This is a genomic window from Corynebacterium sp. TAE3-ERU30 (genome assembly GCF_019209925.1).
Classification (GTDB): domain Bacteria; phylum Actinomycetota; class Actinomycetes; order Mycobacteriales; family Mycobacteriaceae; genus Corynebacterium; species Corynebacterium megadyptis.
On the sequence record NZ_JAHUTO010000005.1, the window covers coordinates 134,202 to 151,628 of the forward strand.

The following is a 17,427-nucleotide window of genomic DNA, read 5'->3' on the forward strand; positions in this document are numbered from 1 at the left end:
TGTTATGCCCCACTTTCTGGGTTGGTGTAGGTGAAGATTTCTTGATCGAAGGCGTTGTACTCGGCGTAGCGCAGCAGCTCATAGAGCCGGGAGCGGTGCTGCATTCGCTCCAGCCACCCCTCTTGGGTGCCCGTTGCCGCGAGCTCGTGGAGGGCGTCTTCTACTTGGCCCATGGCGATACGCAGCGTGGTCACGGGATAGATCACGGCGTTATAGCCGATGTCCTGGAGCTGCTGGGCGGTGAGCAGCTGGGTTTTGCCGAACTCTGTCATATTCGCCAAGAGCGGGATATCGACGGCGGCGCGGAAGGCCTCGAAGTCCTGGGGCGTGGTCAGTGCCTCGCTGAAGATCATGTCGGCTCCCGCATCGGCATAGGCGCGCGCCCGCTCGATGGCGGCGTCGATTCCTTCCACTCCTGCGGCGTCGGTGCGGGCACAGATGATGAAGTTCGGATCGGCGCGTTCATTCACCGCCGCCGTGATGCGGCGAACCATGAGCTCGGTGGGCACTACCTCTTTGCCATCGAGATGGCCGCAGCGCTTGGGATTGACTTGGTCTTCGAGGTGGCAGCCGGCGACCCCAGCGCTTTCCAGCTCGGCGATGGTGCGGGCCGCGGACATGGGTTCGCCGAAGCCGGTGTCGGCGTCGACAAGCACCGGTAGAGAGGTGCTCCGAGCAATCTGCCGCGCGCGGGCAGCCACCTCGCTGAGGGTGGTCAGGCCGATATCGGGGAGCGCGAGATCGGCGGCGACCACGGCGCCGGAGACGTAGACGCCATCGAATGCGGCGTCCTCGATAGCGCGGGCGACCAGTGGCGAGAACGCGCCGGGCAGTCGCTGCAATTCGCCGCTGCGCAAAGAGCGGGCGAAGCTGGCGCGGATATCGCGGGCGGTGGCCGCAGGCGCGAATAGTCGCTCGTTCATCTAGAACAGCCCCTTCCCCGTGTGCGGCGCTTGCGCCAGCACCTCCTCGCGCACCTGGAGATTGAGCTGATTCAGCTCGGTGCCGGAGAGATCGGCACAGTGTTGGACCGCGTCAAGGAAGCGTTCCTGCTCCTGCTTATCGACGACACCCTCTGCCAGAGTGGTGAATTTCTGGATGTAGTTCTCTCGGGCGAAGGGACGTGCGCCGAGGGGGTGGGCATCTGCGACGGCGATCTCATCCTCGATCACCTCGCCGTTGCGCAGCGTGATCACGGCGCGGGCGCCGAAGGCCTTTTCCGCGGGATCGGTGGAGTGATAGCGGCGGGTCCACTCGGGATCTTCCACCGTGGAGATCTTGTGCCACAGCTCGATGGTCTCTGGGCGGTGGGCACGCTCGGGGACATAGGAGCGCTCGTGGTGCCAATCGCCGTCCTCTAGGGCCACGGCGAAGATGTACATGATCGAATGATCGAGGGTTTCTCGGGAGGCATCGGGGTCGAACTTCTGCGGATCATTCGCGCCTGAGCCGATCACATAGTGGGTGTGATGGCTGGTGTGCAGCACAATGGACTCGATCTCGGAGAGATCGGCGATGCGCTCGCGCATCCGGCGCGCCAGATCGATGGGCGCCTGGGACTGATACTCGGCGGAGTGCTCCTTAGTGAAGGTATCGAGAATGGCCCGCTTCGGCTCGCCCTTCTCCGGCAGCGGCACCTGGTAGGTGTGCTCCGGCCCGGAGAGCAGCCAGGCGATCACGCCATCCTCGCCCTCCCAAATGGGTGCTGGGGCGCCCTCGCCGCGCATCGCTCGATCCACCGCTTCGACGGCCATTTTGCCGGCGAAGGCCGGGGCGAAGGCCTTCCAGGAGGAGATGAGCCCCTTGCGCGATTGGCGGGTGGCCGTGGTGGTGTGCAGGGCCTGCCCGATCGCTTGGTAGATGGTCTCCTCGTCCAAGCCGAGCAGCGTGCCCAGCCCGGCAGCCACGGATGGGCCGAGGTGGGCGACGTGGTCGATCTTGTGCTCATGCAGGCAGATGCCTTTGACGAGGTCCACCTGCACCTCATAGGCGGTGGCAATACCGGCAATGAGCTCCGCGCCCGAGCGGCCCGTGTGCTGGGCGACGGCAACGAGGGCGGGAATATTATCGCCGGGATGGGAGTATTCGGCGGCAAGGAAGGTGTCGTGGAAGTCGAGCTCGCGCACCGCCACGCCATTGGCCCACGCGGCCCACTCGGCGCTATAGGAGCCGGGGATGCCGAATACCTGGGCGCCGCCGGTGGTCACGGCATGCGCCTCGGCCTGGCGGCGAGCCACGGTGACGGGGCGGCGGCCCACGGAGGCTGCACTCACGGCCGCGTTGTCAATGAGGCGGTTGATGATCATCTCCTCAACGTCTGCCTCGATGGCCACGGGGTCCGTGGCGAGCGCCGCGAGCTTGGCCGCGAGATGCTCGTCTCGCGGAAATTCTTCAGCGGAGCGGTAGGTCCGCACATCATGGATCTTCATGTCACTTCTCCCTGAGGGGTCGTGCCGTATGGGGTACCGCTAACGCTAGGGCGAAAAATGTTTCTCAGGTCACAGTAAAAGGTGAATATTTTTGCAGACTTACCTCGGCTGTTTTGTAAACTCTGTAAAATTTCCTGTTAGGTGCATACATAGCGAGGCAGGTAGTCATGGATAAACTTTTTGCGGGGGTACGGATTCGGGCGCTGCGCTCCGCCCGCCATCTCACCCAGGCGCAGATGGCGCGACTGCTCGGGATCTCCACCAGCTATCTCAACCAATTAGAAAACGACAAACGCCCGCTCACCGCGCCGCTGCTGATCTCGCTGGCACAGCATTTCTCGGTGGGTGTGGACTACTTCTCCACCGATAGCGCCTATCGCCATATCGACGGACTCAAAGAGCGCATCGCGCATGCCCCCGACATCGCGGTCAGCGATAATGAGCTCTACGAGATCGCCACCCACCATCCGGAGTTCACCACCGCGCTGCTGCGCGCCCCGCGGGATGAGGATGACAGCGCCTCGAACCCCTACGAGACTGTGCGCGATCTCTTTTATGCCCACCACAACCACTTCCCCGCTATCGAGGAAGAGGCCGAATCTCTCGCCGGGAGCCTCGGATCGGGCTCGCTGCGGAGCATGAACCTGGCCAAACGCCTCGCCGCAGACGCGGGGATCAGCGTCCGTTTTAATCATCATCACGTGGGCCCCAAGCGGCAGCTCAGCGCCCATCGGGAATTACACCTGCGCAGTGATCTCTCCGCTGCGCAGCTCTGTTTCGAAATGGCCCTGCAATATGGGTTGGTCGTGCTGGACCCGCTCTTTGGCCGCATCGCTGACACCCTGCCAGAGAGCACCCGCGACGTGGCCCGGCTGGGTTTGGCCCAGTACTTCGCCTCTGCCGTCACCCTGCCCTATGGAGAGTTCCTCGCCCAGGCCGAGCAGCTCAACTATGACATCGAGGCCCTCGGGGTCCGCTTTGGCACCTCCTTCGAGGCCACCTGTCACCGTCTATCCACCCTGCAACGCCCCGGCGCGCACGGGGTGCCCTTCTTCTTTATTCGCACCGATCGAGCAGGCAATATTTCCAAGCGCCAATCCGCAACCTCGTTTCACTTCTCCCACAGCGGCGGCAGCTGCCCGCTCTGGGTCATCCACCGCGCCTTCGACACCCCCGAGACCATCGTCCGCCAGGTCGCGGCCATGCCGGATGGTCGCACCTACCTGTGGATCGCGCGCACCATTACCCGCCGGGCGACGAGCTTTAGCCACCACCCCGCCCAGTTCGCCATTGGCCTGGGCTGCGATATCACCCACGCAGATCGCTTGGTGTACTCCCACGGGTTGAATCTCTCCCCTGATGCGGCCACCCCTATCGGTCCTGGCTGCCGGAGCTGCTCGCGGCCCGAATGCAATCAGCGGGCCTTCCCCTATGCCCGCTCTCGCGTGGAGATTGATCTCTCCCAGTCGGCCCGTTTCCCCTACGCCTAGCGCCCCGGAACGCAAGAAACCCCGAGATACGCTGGGAATCTCGGGGTTCGTTACAGGCCTGCGGCCGTGTTACTCCAGATCGTCGTGCTGCACCAGCTGGCGGGCAGCCTCGGTGATAGAGCCCGACAGCGTCGGATACACGGAGAAGGTATCAGCCAGATCGGACACCGTGAGGTTGTGGTTCACCGCGAGTGCGATGGGCAGGATCAGCTCGGAGGCGGTGGGGGCCACCACCACGCCGCCGATGACCAGGCCGGAGTTCTTTCGGCAGAAGATCTTGACGAAGCCATAGCGCAGGGCGCGCATCTTGGCCCGCGGGTTGGTCGACAGCGGCAGCTTGATCTGGCGGGCGGCCACCTCGCCGGACTCGAGCTGCGCCTGGGTGATGCCCACGGCGGCGATCTCCGGGCGGGTGAACACTGCACTGGCGACCGTCTTCAAGCGAATCGGGTTCACGCCCTCGCCGAGGGCGTGGTACATGGCGATGCGCCCCTGCATAGCGGCCACGGAGGCCAGCGGGAAGAGGTCGGTGCAGTCGCCGGCGGCGTAAATGCCGGTGACAGAAGTACGGGAGACACGATCGACCATGATGTGGCCGGAGCGGGCCACCTCAACACCGACACGGTCCAAGCCGAGATCCTTGGTATTGGGCACGGAACCGACGGTCATCAGGGCGTGCGAGCCCTCGATTTCGCGTCCATCGGAGGTGCGCACGACAACGCCCTCGCCGGTATTGGTCACGCTATCGACGCGGGCGTGCTTTTCTAGCTGCACGCCGCGCTCTGCGAGCACGTCCTCGAGGGTATCGGCGGCGTCGGCGTCATCATGGGGCAGAATGCGGTCGCGGGAGGCCACCATCGTCACCTGCACGCCCATCTCGGCGAAGGCCGAGACGAACTCCGCACCGGTCACACCGGAACCGACCACGATGAGGTGCTCGGGAAGTTCTTTTAGATCATAGATTTGGCGCCAGTCCAGGATGCGCTCTCCATCCGGCACGGCACCGGGCAGCACCCGCGGGGAGGCGCCGGTGGCGATGAGCACGAGATCGCTCTCGAGCACTTCCTCCTCGCCGTCGGCGGTGTGCACCTTCACGAAGTGGGTGGCCTGCTTGGGGGCGCTATCGTCGAACTCGGCGCGGCCGTTGATCACGCGCACCCCGGCGCGCTCGAGCTGGGTGCGGATGTCATGGGACTGTGCCTTCGCCAGATCCAGCACACGCTCATTGGCGGCGCCGAGAGAAAAGAGCACGGTATCGCCGGTATCCACCAGCTTCATGTCGTCGGCACGGCGCAGGTCCGTTTTGACGCTGGTGGTGGAGATAAAGGACTTCGAGGGCACACAGTCGAAGAGCACCGCGGAGCCGCCGGCTCCTTGATCCTCGATGAGCGTGATCTCGGCACCGTATTTGGTGCCGGCGAGAGCGGCTTCGTAGCCGGCGGGGCCGCCGCCGATAATGACAATGCGCTTAGACAAGATTCCTCCGTGCAGACGATTGTGAAACTATGGGTGGCTTCAGTCTAACGAAACCTTAAGGAATCTCAGGGTTACTGGCCCCAGTATCGGTGGCGAGGTAGCGTTTCAGGATCGCGGCGAAGAGGCGGATGCCCACCGAGATGGCGCGCTCGTCCACCACCAGATCGCCCTGGTGCAAATCTCCCGGGGTGCCGGTGCCATCCCAGCAGCCCAGCCGCGCCATGGAGCCGGGCACATGCTCGAGATACCAAGAGAAATCCTCGCCACCGGAGGATTGGGGGGCTTCCACTACCGCGTGCGGATCCACACTCGTGGCGGCGTCGGCAAGCACCGCCGTGGCCACATCATCGTTGACCACGGGCGGAACCCCGCGCACATAGCGCACCTGCGCCTCGCAGCCGGTGGGTGCCACCACCTGTTGAATCAGCTCTTCCATGAGCGGCTGCATCATGCGCCAGACCCGAATATCGGCGGTGCGCACCGTGCCCAAGAGCACCCCGTGCTGGGGCAGAGCATTGGCGGCGAAACCCGCCTTGACCGAGCCGAAGGCCAGCACCGTACCGGAGCGCGGATCAACCCGGCGCGACAAGAGCCCCGGCAGCTGGGTGACGAGCGCACCCAAGGCGTAGACCACATCCTCGGTCAGGTGCGGGCGAGCCGAGTGCCCGCCGTGCCCGGAGACCGTGATGGTGAGGCTATCGGCCGCCGAGGTGATCGCCCCGGTGCGCACCCCTACCTTGCCCACCTTCAGTTTCGGTTCGACGTGCAGGGCGTAGATGCTGCCCACTCCCTCGAGGGCACCATAGGAGATCACCTCGGGGGCGCCGCCTTCCAGGACCTCCTCGGCGGGCTGGAAAATGAAGCGCACCCCGAGGTTGAGGTCGAAGCTGCTTAAGGCGCAGGCCGTGGCCAAGGCGATGGTGGTGTGCACATCGTGGCCGCAGGCGTGCATATAGCCCTGTTTCTCGGAGGCGAAATCGAGGCCCGTGATCTCGGTAATGGGCAGGGCATCGATATCGGCGCGGAAGGCCAGCTTCTCGCCGGTATCCGGGCCGAGATCCACCCGCAGCCCCGTATCGGGGAAACGCACCGGCTCTAATCCATAGGAACGCAGCACTTGCTCGAGGAAGTCGGTGGTCTCGTACTCGCGGTGCGATAACTCCGGGTGGCTGTGGAGATGACGGCGCCAGCTGAGCACCACATCATGGTGCTCTTCGATCCAGCCCTGTACATGACTCCACACATCGCTCACGCGACTTCGTCCCTCCTCGTGGCAACAAATAATCCTTGAACTCTATCTTCCATTACACACTAGCGGCTTTGCCGTACCAGAACGTGGGGTAATAACGCTAGGCTCAACACAGGACCCCTTCCGCAAGCAGCTAAAGGATTGTCAGTCGTGGAATCCCGCCCCTCCGAGCCCCACTCCGCTGCCCCTTTGGTCTATGGCACCACCGGCTTCCGCGCCCCCGTCGGGCCAGGACCACGGCAGATGAACATCACTCTCATCACCCGCTTGGCCGCGGCCTTCGCCGCCTGGCTGCCCAGCCACACCACGCAGCGCACCACCCCGCCTAGCCGTTTCGCGGGCGACTCCCCCTCCGAAGAACCCGGGATCGGCCGGCTACTCCACGCCACCGACGCCCCCATTCGCGTGGTGGTGGGCTGGGATACCCGCTATGGCTCCTCCGCCTTCGCCCAGGCCGCCGCCGAGGTGTGCGCCGGGGCCGGCTTCGAAGTGACGCTGCTGCCCCAACCCACTCCCACCCCGCTGATCCCGTTTTTAATACACACGCGCTGCTTCGATGGCGGCATCCAGATCACCGCCTCCCACAATCCGGCCGTGGACAATGGCTGCAAGCTCTACACCCGCGACGGGCGGCTGCTGTCTACCGACAGGGCGGCGGAGATCACCGCCTTGATGGAGGAGATGCCGCCGGCACCCGAGATCCCGCGGGTGCATGTGCGCCCCACCCAGGATCAACTGCGCCGCTATGTGGACTATGTGGTGGACCTAGTGGATCCCGGCGCGGATGATCGGCTGCGCGTGGCCACCGAGCGCGCCGGGCTGACGGTGGTCTACACCGCGATGCATGGGGTGACCGGCCGCGTTTTGCACCAATGCCTGCAGTCAGCGGGGTTCGCGCTGTGCTATCCGGTGCTGAGCCAGCAGCATCCCGACCCCACCTTCCCCACCCTCGCCTTCCCCGATCCGGAGGAACCCAGCGCCGTCGAGCAGGTGCTGGAACTCGCCGCCCATCACGACGCCGATCTCATCATTGCTCTCGACCCGGACGGGGATCGCTGCGGCATCGGTATCAAAACCGCCGCCGGCAGCCACCGCATGCTCAGCGCCGACGAGCTGGGGCCGCTGCTGGCTACCCGGCTGGTTGCCGACGCTCCTGCGGGCGCGCCGGCGCCGGTGGTGGCCACCACCCGCGTGTCCTCGCATCTTTTGAAGTCTCTGGCCGCCGCACAGGGCTGGGACTATCAGGAATCCGCCACCGGTTTTAAGAACATGACCCAAACCGCGGACGATCGCCCCGGCCAGCTCGCCTTCGCCTATGAGGAAGCTCAAGGTTTTTGCGTCGATCCGGCGCGGGTTCCGGACAAGGATGGGCTGGCCACCGCGCTGATTACCTGTGCCTGGGCGGCCGAGCTGAATATGCACGGCTCCTCCCTCGAGCAGGAGCTGATGACGCTGCATAAACGCCATGGCTACTATGCCAGCCGCAAAGTCATCATCCGCACCTCCGATCCGCAGACCCTGCTGGAGGAGGCCGCCGCCACGCCGCCGCAGGAATTAGCCGGCATTCCCCTCCGTCCCCTGCCGCTACTCGACGATCAAATCATCGGCTGGAGCGGCAGCGGCGGGGCCGGGCGGGTGCGCATTCTGGCCCGCACCTCCGGCACGGAGAGCAAAGCCAAAATCTATATTCACGTCTCTGGGACTGACTCGGCGGAGCAGTCGGAGGCGCTGCTCACCCGCATCGTCGGGGAGCTGCGGGAGTTACTCGGACGTCTCTAGCTCGGCGGACTCGGCAGTATCGGCAGCATCCGCAGTCGCCGCGGTCTCGGCGGCATCCACAGCATCCGTGTCGTCTACAGCATCCTCTCGCGCCTTGAGCTGCAGCCGCGCCCGCTGCCGGAGAACATAGAGCGGGTGGAACTCATCCACAAAGCGGGGATCATCGCCGTCAATGATCACGTGCGAGCCATCGAAGGGCAGCACGTCCTCCGGCTCGCGCGGCCACACCACATCCACCTCGCTGGGCAGGGACTCGGTGGCCCGGCAGAGCCGGCGGGGCGGGGTGGTGGCGTCGGGAAGCAGCACTGCGAGGGGCACGTGGAGGGCACGGGCGATGCGATAGACGGTGGCGAGCTGCGGATTGGCGCTGCTATTTCGGGAGGACACCCCGCGTTCGAGCCCGACCACCGCGTTGCGGTGCACCCCGGCGAGCTCGGCGAGGCGTTCTTGGCTGATATCGCGCATGGCGCGCAATGTGCGCACCCGCTGGCCGAGCGCCACAGCATAGCTCGGCCAGTAAATTACGTTATCGTCATCAGCCATCAAAAAGACTCTGCCTACGCAAGCGGGCAGAGTCTGCACACCATGGTGTGCATTCCCCACGAGAGTGAGGAGCACCACCATGGGGTGGGCGGATTTTTAGAGGTCGATGTTGCGCGGACCGTAGAGGCGATCGCCGGCGTCACCCAAACCGGGCACGATATAGGCGTCCTCGTTCAGCTCGGGATCGATGGTGGCGGTGACCAGCCGCACGGGCAGGCCGGAATCGGCGAGCGCCTGCACCCCGGGCTGCGCCGAGACCATGCACACGGCGGTGATATCGGTGGCGCCGCGGGCGTGCAGCAGCCGGATGGCGTGCAGCAGCGACCCACCGGTGGCGAGCATGGGATCCACCACGAACACCGGCTGGTCGGTGAGATCCTCGGGCAGTGCCTCCAGATAGGGCACCGGCTCGTGGGTCTCTTCATCCCGGGCCAGGCCGATGAAGCCCACCTGGGCGTCGGGGATCATGGACAGGGCCGGATCGATCATGCCCAGCCCGGCGCGGATGACGGGCACGATGATCGGCGGGTTTTCCAGGCGCACTCCCTCGGCCACGGCCACTGGGGTGTGGCAGTCGAAGGTTTCTACCGGCACCTCGCGGCAGGCTTCGTAGATGAGCATTGCTCCGAGATCGCGGAGCGCGGCGCGGAAGGTGGCGTTGTTGCTGCGCTTATCCCGCATGATGGTCAGTCGGGCTGCGACGAGCGGGTGGTCAATAACCTTGGTCTCCATACGTTCCAGAATAGAACAGTGCCCCGTGTCGCCGACGAGGGGAACCATCACGGGTGTGTGCAACGTCTTAATGAGCATGACTGACCTCATATGCACCCCCAGCTATGCCCGCTCCCTGCTGCGCGATCTCCTCGCCGCGGCAGCCGCCACCACCCCAGCAGCACCATCGGCGCTGACCCCAACACCTGGGATGGAGCGTTTCGCCGCCGCCCTCGCCCGCGCCACGGCCGCCACTGGGCAGCGCAGCCAGCAGCTCGCCCGCTGCTGCGAACAACGCGCCCAAGACACAGCCGGGCATCTTCATTCGATTGAGCTTGTCGACGCCGACCTCGCCGCATCTCTGAACAGGCAGGTCTAAGGCTCATGTTTCCGGTACTCACCCAGCTCGCCGCCCTTGTACCCACCGCTACCCTGCCCCGCGAGTTCGGCGGGGTGACGGATATCTCCGCCGCCCAGCGTCTGGCCCCCATGTTCGGCGCCGGGGCCCATCGCCTCACCCACGCCGCCGGCGCCTTGGATGAGGAAAAGGCGGAGCTGCAGCAGATCATGGCCATTGCCCAGCCGATCATTGCCCGCGCCAGCACCGATCTCGTGCAGCTGGCCCGGCACTATCTCGCAGACGTCACCCGGCTGGCGCCCCAAATGCTCAGCCCCCATCCGGCACAGCACTTCGCCGCCGCCCAGGCGCTCGCGGCGCTCTCCCCCGCCACCCTCGCGGCGGCGGGGCAGCGCACCCAGCAGCTCGAGGCCGAGCTGGAGGCGCCCACCGCCCAGCTGGAGCATATCGCGCAGCGCGGCCCGCTCGATCTGGACCAGGCGCCCGACTCTGTGGCGGGTGGTGCGGGCGGCGGGACGGCGTCGACAAGCACCGCGGGAGCGCGTGCCGTGGCGGCCGCGGAATCCCAACTGGGCACGCCCTATGTGTGGGGCGGCACCACCCCGGATGGTTTTGATTGTTCCGGGCTGGTGCAATGGTCCTATGCCCAGGCTGGGGTCGAGCTGCCGCGGATGGCGCATGAGCAGGCGGTGGGCCGGCAGGTCGGCGCCGATGAGCTGCAGCCGGGCGATCTCGTGGTGTGGGATGGGCATGTGGCCATGTACGCCGGCGAGGGCATGATGATCGAGGCCGGCGACCCGGTGCAGAAGAATCCGGTGCGCACCACCAACATGGGGATGGGGTTTCTAGGGTTCTATCGCCCCACCTACTAAGGCTCGACTAGGCTTTAGCGCATGACTTCTTCCTCCTCCGAGGCACAACAGACGATTATTCCTATAAAGATTGCGCTCACAGAAGGGGACTTCTACACCCTGTGGGCGCCGGCCTACCGCGAACACGGCAGCGTCTGGCAGGCGTTTTTGGGAGATGATGACAATGTCTTCTTCTTCCACTCCCCCGCCGAGCTCCTCGCCTATATTTCGGCGCATCCGCACCACGATCTGTCGAATCACCCGCGCTGGTCGAATTTCCAATCCAAACCGGAGGCCCGCGTGGTGCCGGATGATTCCGGCTACGCCGATGTGGTGGGTGTGCCCGCGCTGCTCGCCGAGCGCCCCAGCCACAACGCCGTCTCGGGCACTGCCCGCGCCCTGCGGGTGGCGCGCTCGCTGGGCGAGGTCCTCGCCGATGTGACGGTGACCTCCTTCTTCTCCGGGCACTCTGTGCTGGACAATCTGGATCGCGGCTCGGATCATTACATCGGCGAGCAGGGCGCAGAGGAATGGACCGGCGTGGGCCGCGTGGTGCTCAACAGCTGGAATGATGTGGTGGACGCCCTCGACGGCCACGTATTCACCCCCGAGGTCGATGACGCCGCCGTGGCCGAGGCCGAGACCGCTATCGCCGCCTCCCAGGAGCGCATTGCGGAGGAAAAGGCCGCCGCCGAGGCCAAGCGCAAGGAAGAGGCCGAGGCCGCTGATCCCTATGACAGCACCGTGTGGGCCGCCGCCGGTATCGATCCGGTGAAGATCAGCATTGAAGGCCGCACCCTCTATACGCTGCGCACCTATGTGGAAGGCCGGCCGGTGTTTTTGGGTAAATACGGCGAGATCTTCACCTTCAATAACCGCAAGACCATGCCCCGCTGGCTGGCTGAGCACGGCGATCATGACCTCGCCAAGCTCTCCACCTGGGAGACCGTGATGACGGAGGTCAATGGCGGCACCCTCGATGTCACCGTGCACGAGGACAACTCCTATTCCTTCGCCGGGCTCGAGGATGATATCCGCAAGGGGCCTAAGGAAGTGGATACCGAGCAGATGCGCCGCGCCTATGAGCTGCTGGCGGATGCCGCCGACTGGGCCGCCGATGACTCGCTCAACTCCATCCTGCTGGCCCGCCCCAGCCTGCAGGACTACATCGCCTATATGCTTGGCGGCGCCTCCAACTATGTGCCGGATGCGCCCTTTAGCAAGGAGGCCGAAGGCTGGAAGGCCCTCACCGAGACTCTCACCCAGCGCTTCAGCAAGTTCTAGCCCCGTGGCGCCAGCGCTCGCGGCGCTGATGTCCTAGCCGCTAGACGCGGCGCCACCCAATCTGCCCATCGTGATCGACACCGCGCGCCCAGGGCTGCACCCCCTGCGGCGGCTCCGACACGGTGGGCTCATCCATGTCCTCCTCCTCGCTGGCGGCGGTATCTGCGCCCTGCACATCCTCCCCGATGAGCGCGGCGAGCTCGCTGGCGTCTACCCGGTAGCCGCCATAGCGGCTGCGCTCATCCTCGGCATCGGGGCGAAAGATCGGCAGGATATCGTGCACGGCCTTGATGGGGCGGCCCGCCACGTGGGAGAGCTCATCGAGCATCGCGAGGCTATCGCGCAGCAGCAGCCACAACCGCGCGCGGTGCACCCCATCCAGCGCCACGTGGTGGGTCACAAGGTAGGTGCGCGCCAGCATATCGACGCGCTCCTCAATATCCTCCACCCGTTCTGGAGTAAGCCCGGCCAGCTCCTGGTTCATATCGCCCCAGAAGGGCGTGACCCTGAGCTGTTCCACCACCAGCAGCGGCATGGCCTCGCCCTCGCCATAGGAGCGCCCCTCCTCCGCATCCGGTGTGGAGACGGGCAGAACGCCCTCCTCGCCTGCGCCGGTGGTCTCATCCTCAGCGCTGCCCGCGCCGGCGCGGGCAAGCCATGCGGCATAGGCCTCCCGCGCCTCATTCATGCGCGGATCGATATAGTCCACGAGGATCACATCGCGCACCTCCCGCTGCATGAAGGCGGCCTCCATGGAGATCAGGGTGATATCGCGCAGATCCTCGAAGCTCAGGCCGCACTCCTCGACCAGATACATCATCTCATCGGTCTGGGTGACACCCGAGACCAGCCGGTTATCGGTGTTGATGGCGCAGGCGAAGCCGCGGTTGAATAATTCGGCGAAGGGATGCACCTGGCCGTGGGCGACCGCGCCCGTCTGGTAGTTCGAGTGGGGGCAGAGCTCGAGGCAGATTTCGTTGTCGTAGATATAGCGGGCAACGGGATCGGTGGTGAGTTCCTCATCCCCAGGCAGCACATCCATCAGCCGCACCCCGTGGCCGATACGACGCGCCCCCAGCTCTAGGGCCTCGCGGATGGATTCCACCCCGGCTGCCTCGCCGGCGTGAATGGTCACGGGCACAAAGTGACGGCGCAGCAGCTCGAAGGCCTCGCGGAAGCGCGAGGCCGGAAAGCCATCCTCCGGGCCGGCAAGATCGAAGCCCACCACCATGCCTTCGACCGAGCCCGGGTGATAGTTGTCCACGGTCAGCTGCGCCACCTCCAGCACGTTGTTCTGCTGGCGCATGCCGCAGAGGATCAGCCGCACCACAATGCTCACTCCGCATTCGTCGAGCATGACGGTGGCCGTCTTGATCCCGGTGATGGCGGCGTCCACCACCTCCTGCATGCTCAGCCCCTTCTGCGTGTGCAGCTCCGGGGCGAAACGCAGCTCCGCGTATACGCAATTATCGGCGGCCAGCTGAAACACGGCGTCCTTGGCCACGGCGGTGATGGAGGCGGCGTCTTGCATCAGGGCCACGGTGTGGGCAAAACACTCGAGATAGCCCGCGAGACTGCCCGCATTGGCCTTCTGCTCAAACCACTGCGCCAGCGCCTCCGGTGTGGGTTCCGGCAGCTCATAGCCCTGCTCGGCGGCGAGACTCACCATGAGATCGGGGCTTAAACCGCCATCGAGGTGATCGTGAAGGGATACTTTCGGCAGCTGCTGCACGATCTCACGCGGCGGCGGTGGAAGAGGAGAGGACGTGGGGTTGATCATGGTCACATTCTAGGGTGACACCAGCGTCGCCGCCTCCCACCTCATGGGTGGCCTCGTGCAATAGACTATCGGCCTATCATGGATGAACATTTTTCCCGCGCTTGTCGACGCCTCCCCGCCTGTCTTCTCGCGCTCTCTTTATGCACCACCGGCATGCCCGTGTCTTGGGCGCAGGAGGAGACCACTCCCTCCACCTCAGAGACGACGCAGCGAACCACCTCGCCGAATACGGATGATTGCCCACACGCCACTACCCCACCGCCGCCGGTGGATACCTCGGAGGAGCCGAAACCGGGGCAGAGCTCCCCGGCGCCGCTGCCGGTGCCTGCGATCAATGCCGGCGGGCCGAAGCTCAACGAGTGCGGTGTCATCGCCGCCGAGGGCTTCACCGTGCCCGACGGCAATACCGCCTCGAGCTGGATTGTGTTCGATCTTGACTCCGGCGAGGTGAGTGCCGCGAAGGATCCGCACGGCCGCTACCGCCCGGCCTCGGTGATTAAAGCCTTGCTGGCGCTGGTGAGCATCACGAATCTCGATCTGGATAAGAAGGTGACCGTCTCGGCGGAATCGGCCGGTATCGAGGGGTCGGCGGTGGGTATCGGCCCCGATGGGGTGTACACCAATCGGCAGCTCATCAGTGGCCTGCTCATGGCCAGCGGCAACGATGCCGCCCACGCTCTCGCCCAGGAGCTCGGCGGCGATCGCGTCGCACTCGAGAAGGTCAATGCCCTCGCCCAGCAGGTGGGGGCACGCAATACGCGCGCCGCCACCTATAGCGGCCTGGATGGCCCGGGCATGTCCACCACGGCCTTTGATTTGGCGCTCATTTATAAGCAGGCGTGGGCCAATCCGGTATTCGCGGAGATCGTACGCACGCGCTCCATCGATTTTCCCGGCTGGGGTGACTACGAGGGATTCGAGGTGTGGAACGATAATCAGCTGCTGTCCAAGCATGAGGACTCCCTCGGCGGCAAGACCGGCTATACCGATGATGCCAACCACACCTTCGTGGGCGCGCGGGAGGTCAATGGGCGCCGCCTCGCCGCGGTGATCTTGGATGCCACCATCACCCCCGAGAGGCGCGCCTGGCAGATGGCCGATGATCTCATCGACGCCGCAGCGGACACCCCACCCGCTGCCGAGCCGGTCGGCACGGTGGCCGCTCTGGCCGAGACCAGCCCCACGGAGGAAAGCACCCCCTCAGCCACCAGCACTACCAGCGAGGACGCCGCCGCGGCGGCACCGGAACCTGCCGGCCCATCACGGGGCGCGGACGTGGCCTTGGTGGCGGCGTTTCTCCTCGGTCTTATTCTCGCCGGAGTGGTCGGCGTGGCTGGGGTGCGCTCGCGGCGGCGCCGTCGGGCGCGCCTGCGCCCCCGCCGTCGGCGCTAGTTATCCTCCACGAAGCGCTTGCGCACGACCTCGCCGTGCACGAACTCGTCGTGCTTACCCACATATCCTCGCTGCTCGGTGATGGTGTATTTGTAGTAGGCGCCGGCGACGATCGATATCACCTGGCCGCCCGAGAAGCAGGCGAAGAACTTCCACCAGGAACGCCGCAACGACTGCCCCAGCGAGAGATTCTTGCCGGTGCGCACATCCTTCGTGCGGTATCCGGCGGCGAGTTTCGCTGGGGTGCCGCCGAGGAGGGCTTCGGAGCCGCACACATAGACCAGCATGACCACGAGGGTAATGAGGACGCTCACCAGGGTATCCGAGTCGGGATAGCCTAAGACCCCTAGTATCGCCTGCGCACACAACTGGGCGACAAACCAGTCGCCGACTCCTAGGATAAAGCGCGTTCCTTGCCCTGGCCGGCGCTCTTCGGGGCCGCCGGTGCTATATCCCTGCGCGGGGACAGGCTGCTGCGGGCTCTGCGGCGCGACCCCGTAGGTGGGGGAAGACATATTCGGCATCCCCGGCACCCCAGCAGGCCCTGCCGTGGTGACTCCCGGCCCGGGCTGCGGCGGCATCGCTGCCTGCGAGCCGAAGTGGGTACGGGTGCCGAGATCATCGGGCAGCTCGCCGAGCTTGGCGAGGGTGTCGAGCTCAGCCCAGCTACACGGCTGGCCGAGCGCCTTCTCGTCATATTCCCGCTGCGTGTCGGCATCATCCATGATTTCCATGAGGATGCGCACCTCGCGCCGCGGTGATTGTTCTTCCGCCAGCCCCTCCAGCTCTAGTTCGGCGTCGATGGTGCACAGCCGCACGAGGGCTCGCTCCGCGTCATGATCGAGGTCCAGCAAACGGTAAATGTCCACCACTGGCTCGGCCACAATGTGCTGGTAATTCACTAGTGTTCTCCTTTGGCACGATCGTCAGTTCTAGAGTAGCGCAGCCACCGGACACCCACGGCCACTGCGGCGGCTCCGGCGCACAGGAGTGCGAACACGGTGGCGATCGGGGCGCGGCGGACACGCACCCCCACCATGTGCAGCACGGCGGGTTGGGGCACCTCAAGCTCCACGAGTTGGCGGGCGCCATCGCTGGTGGCCGACCACGCGGTGCACAGCAACACGATCTGCCAGACGATAAAGAGCAGCACCATGAGCGCGATCACGGGGCCGAAGACCACCCCGGCCGGATAGTTGAAGAAAAAGATGGCGATGGCACTGGCAGCGCGTTTGAATAGCTCCAGGATCACCGCGCCCACCAGCGCCGGCTGCCACACCAGCGACCACGGCACAGCCACGGTGGGCACGGCCTTCATAATCCACGCCAGGGCGATGATATTCGCCAGCACCGCCACGGCCAGCGCCGCTAGGCTCAACCCCACGCCGACCCCAGGCACATGAGTCAATCGGAGATAGGCGACAATGCGGTCCGCCACCGCGCTCGTCTGCACGGTGGTGACACTAAAGGCGATGAGTAGCACCACCATGAGGCCGATGAGCTCCACCAGGTCACGCAGCCTAGAGATGAGGAAATTGGGGCCGCGGGCATCCGCCAGCCACACCGCGCTGGTGCCGAAACGCAGGTTTACCATCCAGTTCGTGCCCGTCCACAGCGCCGTGAAGGCACCCACTCCCAGCACCATATTGCGCTGGTCCATGGCCTCCATGATGAGGGACATGAAAGGAGCAGCGGCGTCGCCGCCTAAGTATTCGCGGAGGAAGCTATCGATGCCGTCGATGAGCCGCGGCTGGCTATTGAGCACGAAGCCGGCGGCGGCAAAGACGAGCATGAGCAGCGGGACGATGGACATCACCGAGAAGTAGGTGATGGCGGCACCGTATTGCCAGCCGCCGCAGCGAATATAGCGCTCGATCATGCGCATGGTGTGGTCGAACCACGGCCACGCGGCGCGGCGCGCAGCACACAACCGCGGCGGGACGGAATCGGCGCGTTCAATGCCGAATTCATCCTCCGCCGCGGGATTCGGTGAGGTTAGTGCGGCCACCTGGGTGTGCTCTCCATCCGTCTCGCTGAGCAGACCACTGGCAGCTTAGCAAAGACTGAGAAGCAGCACAGTCCGCC

Annotated in this window: 15 protein-coding genes; 6 read left to right on the plus strand and 9 right to left on the minus strand. The window is 65.2% G+C overall.

Going from position 1 to position 17,427, the window contains the following annotated elements; translation table 11 throughout:
- Positions 1-2 precede the first annotated feature (2 nt).
- Together prpB and prpD are read right to left on the minus strand one after the other, a co-directional pair.
- Positions 3-923, minus strand: coding sequence for a methylisocitrate lyase (prpB, locus tag KR227_RS10350; RefSeq protein WP_218365252.1), 921 nt, complete (start codon positions 921-923; stop codon positions 3-5).
- Positions 924-2,429 carry a 2-methylcitrate dehydratase PrpD gene (prpD, locus tag KR227_RS10355; RefSeq protein ID WP_218365253.1) on the minus strand — a complete coding sequence of 502 codons (1,506 nt, stop codon included), beginning with the start codon at positions 2,427-2,429 and terminating at the stop codon, positions 924-926.
- A 167-nt stretch (positions 2,430-2,596) separates the two neighbouring features.
- On the opposite strand from prpD, the gene KR227_RS10360 reads away from it, so the two are divergent.
- Positions 2,597-3,919, plus strand: coding sequence for a short-chain fatty acyl-CoA regulator family protein (locus tag KR227_RS10360; RefSeq protein ID WP_218365254.1), 1,323 nt, complete (start codon positions 2,597-2,599; stop codon positions 3,917-3,919).
- Positions 3,920-3,988: 69 nt separating this feature from the next.
- On the opposite strand, the gene KR227_RS10365 is transcribed toward KR227_RS10360, so the two are convergent.
- Both KR227_RS10365 and KR227_RS10370 read right to left on the minus strand, forming a co-directional pair.
- Positions 3,989-5,395 (minus strand): NAD(P)H-quinone dehydrogenase, encoded by a 1,407-nt coding sequence (locus tag KR227_RS10365; protein ID WP_218365255.1) that lies wholly within the window; start codon positions 5,393-5,395, stop codon positions 3,989-3,991.
- A gap of 55 nt (positions 5,396-5,450) precedes the next feature.
- Positions 5,451-6,647 carry an amidohydrolase gene (locus KR227_RS10370; RefSeq protein ID WP_151529544.1) on the minus strand — a complete coding sequence of 399 codons (1,197 nt, stop codon included), beginning with the start codon at positions 6,645-6,647 and terminating at the stop codon, positions 5,451-5,453.
- A 240-nt stretch (positions 6,648-6,887) separates the two neighbouring features.
- Between KR227_RS10370 and KR227_RS10375 the strand changes: the two genes are divergently transcribed.
- A complete protein-coding gene (locus tag KR227_RS10375; protein ID WP_218365308.1) occupies positions 6,888-8,423 on the plus strand; it encodes a phospho-sugar mutase in 1,536 nt (511 codons plus the stop codon).
- Here KR227_RS10375 and KR227_RS10380 read toward each other — a convergent pair.
- Together KR227_RS10380 and upp are read right to left on the minus strand one after the other, a co-directional pair.
- Positions 8,406-8,966 (minus strand): helix-turn-helix domain-containing protein, encoded by a 561-nt coding sequence (locus KR227_RS10380; RefSeq protein ID WP_218365256.1) that lies wholly within the window; start codon positions 8,964-8,966, stop codon positions 8,406-8,408. The two genes, KR227_RS10375 and KR227_RS10380, sit on opposite strands and share 18 nt — an antisense overlap.
- Before the next feature lie 96 nt (positions 8,967-9,062).
- On the minus strand, positions 9,063-9,698 hold the full coding sequence (gene upp / locus KR227_RS10385; protein WP_218365309.1) for a uracil phosphoribosyltransferase: 636 nt from the start codon (positions 9,696-9,698) through the stop codon (positions 9,063-9,065).
- Positions 9,699-9,774: 76 nt separating this feature from the next.
- Between upp and KR227_RS10390 the strand changes: the two genes are divergently transcribed.
- From KR227_RS10390 to KR227_RS10400, 3 genes are read left to right on the plus strand one after another with little or no spacing between them, the layout of a single operon-like run.
- Positions 9,775-10,056 carry a hypothetical protein gene (locus tag KR227_RS10390; protein ID WP_218365257.1) on the plus strand — a complete coding sequence of 94 codons (282 nt, stop codon included), beginning with the start codon at positions 9,775-9,777 and terminating at the stop codon, positions 10,054-10,056.
- A 5-nt stretch (positions 10,057-10,061) separates the two neighbouring features.
- On the plus strand, positions 10,062-10,907 hold the full coding sequence (locus tag KR227_RS10860; protein ID WP_218365258.1) for a C40 family peptidase: 846 nt from the start codon (positions 10,062-10,064) through the stop codon (positions 10,905-10,907).
- 21 nt (positions 10,908-10,928) lie between these two features.
- Positions 10,929-12,170, plus strand: a complete 1,242-nt coding sequence (locus KR227_RS10400; protein ID WP_218365259.1) for a hypothetical protein — start codon at positions 10,929-10,931, stop codon at positions 12,168-12,170.
- 40 nt (positions 12,171-12,210) lie between these two features.
- On the opposite strand, the gene KR227_RS10405 is transcribed toward KR227_RS10400, so the two are convergent.
- Complete coding sequence (locus tag KR227_RS10405; protein WP_218365260.1) at positions 12,211-13,950, minus strand: adenosine deaminase; 1,740 nt, start codon at positions 13,948-13,950, stop codon at positions 12,211-12,213.
- A gap of 78 nt (positions 13,951-14,028) precedes the next feature.
- On the opposite strand from KR227_RS10405, the gene KR227_RS10410 reads away from it, so the two are divergent.
- On the plus strand, positions 14,029-15,342 hold the full coding sequence (locus KR227_RS10410) for a serine hydrolase (RefSeq protein WP_370625228.1): 1,314 nt from the start codon (positions 14,029-14,031) through the stop codon (positions 15,340-15,342).
- Here the strand turns inward: KR227_RS10410 and KR227_RS10945 are convergent.
- Both KR227_RS10945 and KR227_RS10420 read right to left on the minus strand, forming a co-directional pair.
- Positions 15,339-16,244, minus strand: a complete 906-nt coding sequence (locus KR227_RS10945) for an RDD family protein (protein ID WP_218365261.1) — start codon at positions 16,242-16,244, stop codon at positions 15,339-15,341. The genes KR227_RS10410 and KR227_RS10945 overlap by 4 nt on opposite strands.
- Positions 16,244-17,350, minus strand: coding sequence for a YihY/virulence factor BrkB family protein (locus KR227_RS10420; RefSeq protein WP_218365262.1), 1,107 nt, complete (start codon positions 17,348-17,350; stop codon positions 16,244-16,246). The genes KR227_RS10945 and KR227_RS10420 overlap by 1 nt, the downstream gene beginning before the upstream one ends.
- Between the last annotated feature and the right edge of the window lie 77 nt (positions 17,351-17,427).

Bases quoted from the DNA above. Each gene is read 5' to 3' on its own strand.
- KR227_RS10360 (WP_218365254.1), top strand. From the start codon at position 2,597: ATGGATAAACTTTTTGCGGGGGTACGGATTCGGGCGCTGCGCTCCGCC.
- KR227_RS10375 (WP_218365308.1), top strand. From the start codon at position 6,888: ATGAACATCACTCTCATCACCCGCTTGGCCGCGGCCTTCGCCGCCTGG.
- KR227_RS10400 (WP_218365259.1), top strand. From the start codon at position 10,929: ATGACTTCTTCCTCCTCCGAGGCACAACAGACGATTATTCCTATAAAG.
- KR227_RS10380 (WP_218365256.1), bottom strand. From the start codon at position 8,966: ATGGCTGATGACGATAACGTAATTTACTGGCCGAGCTATGCTGTGGCG.
- KR227_RS10410 (WP_370625228.1), top strand. From the start codon at position 14,029: ATGGATGAACATTTTTCCCGCGCTTGTCGACGCCTCCCCGCCTGTCTT.
- upp (WP_218365309.1), bottom strand. From the start codon at position 9,698: ATGGAGACCAAGGTTATTGACCACCCGCTCGTCGCAGCCCGACTGACC.
- KR227_RS10390 (WP_218365257.1), top strand. From the start codon at position 9,775: ATGACTGACCTCATATGCACCCCCAGCTATGCCCGCTCCCTGCTGCGC.
- KR227_RS10405 (WP_218365260.1), bottom strand. From the start codon at position 13,950: ATGATCAACCCCACGTCCTCTCCTCTTCCACCGCCGCCGCGTGAGATC.
- prpD (WP_218365253.1), bottom strand. From the start codon at position 2,429: ATGAAGATCCATGATGTGCGGACCTACCGCTCCGCTGAAGAATTTCCG.
- prpB (WP_218365252.1), bottom strand. From the start codon at position 923: ATGAACGAGCGACTATTCGCGCCTGCGGCCACCGCCCGCGATATCCGC.
- KR227_RS10860 (WP_218365258.1), top strand. From the start codon at position 10,062: ATGTTTCCGGTACTCACCCAGCTCGCCGCCCTTGTACCCACCGCTACC.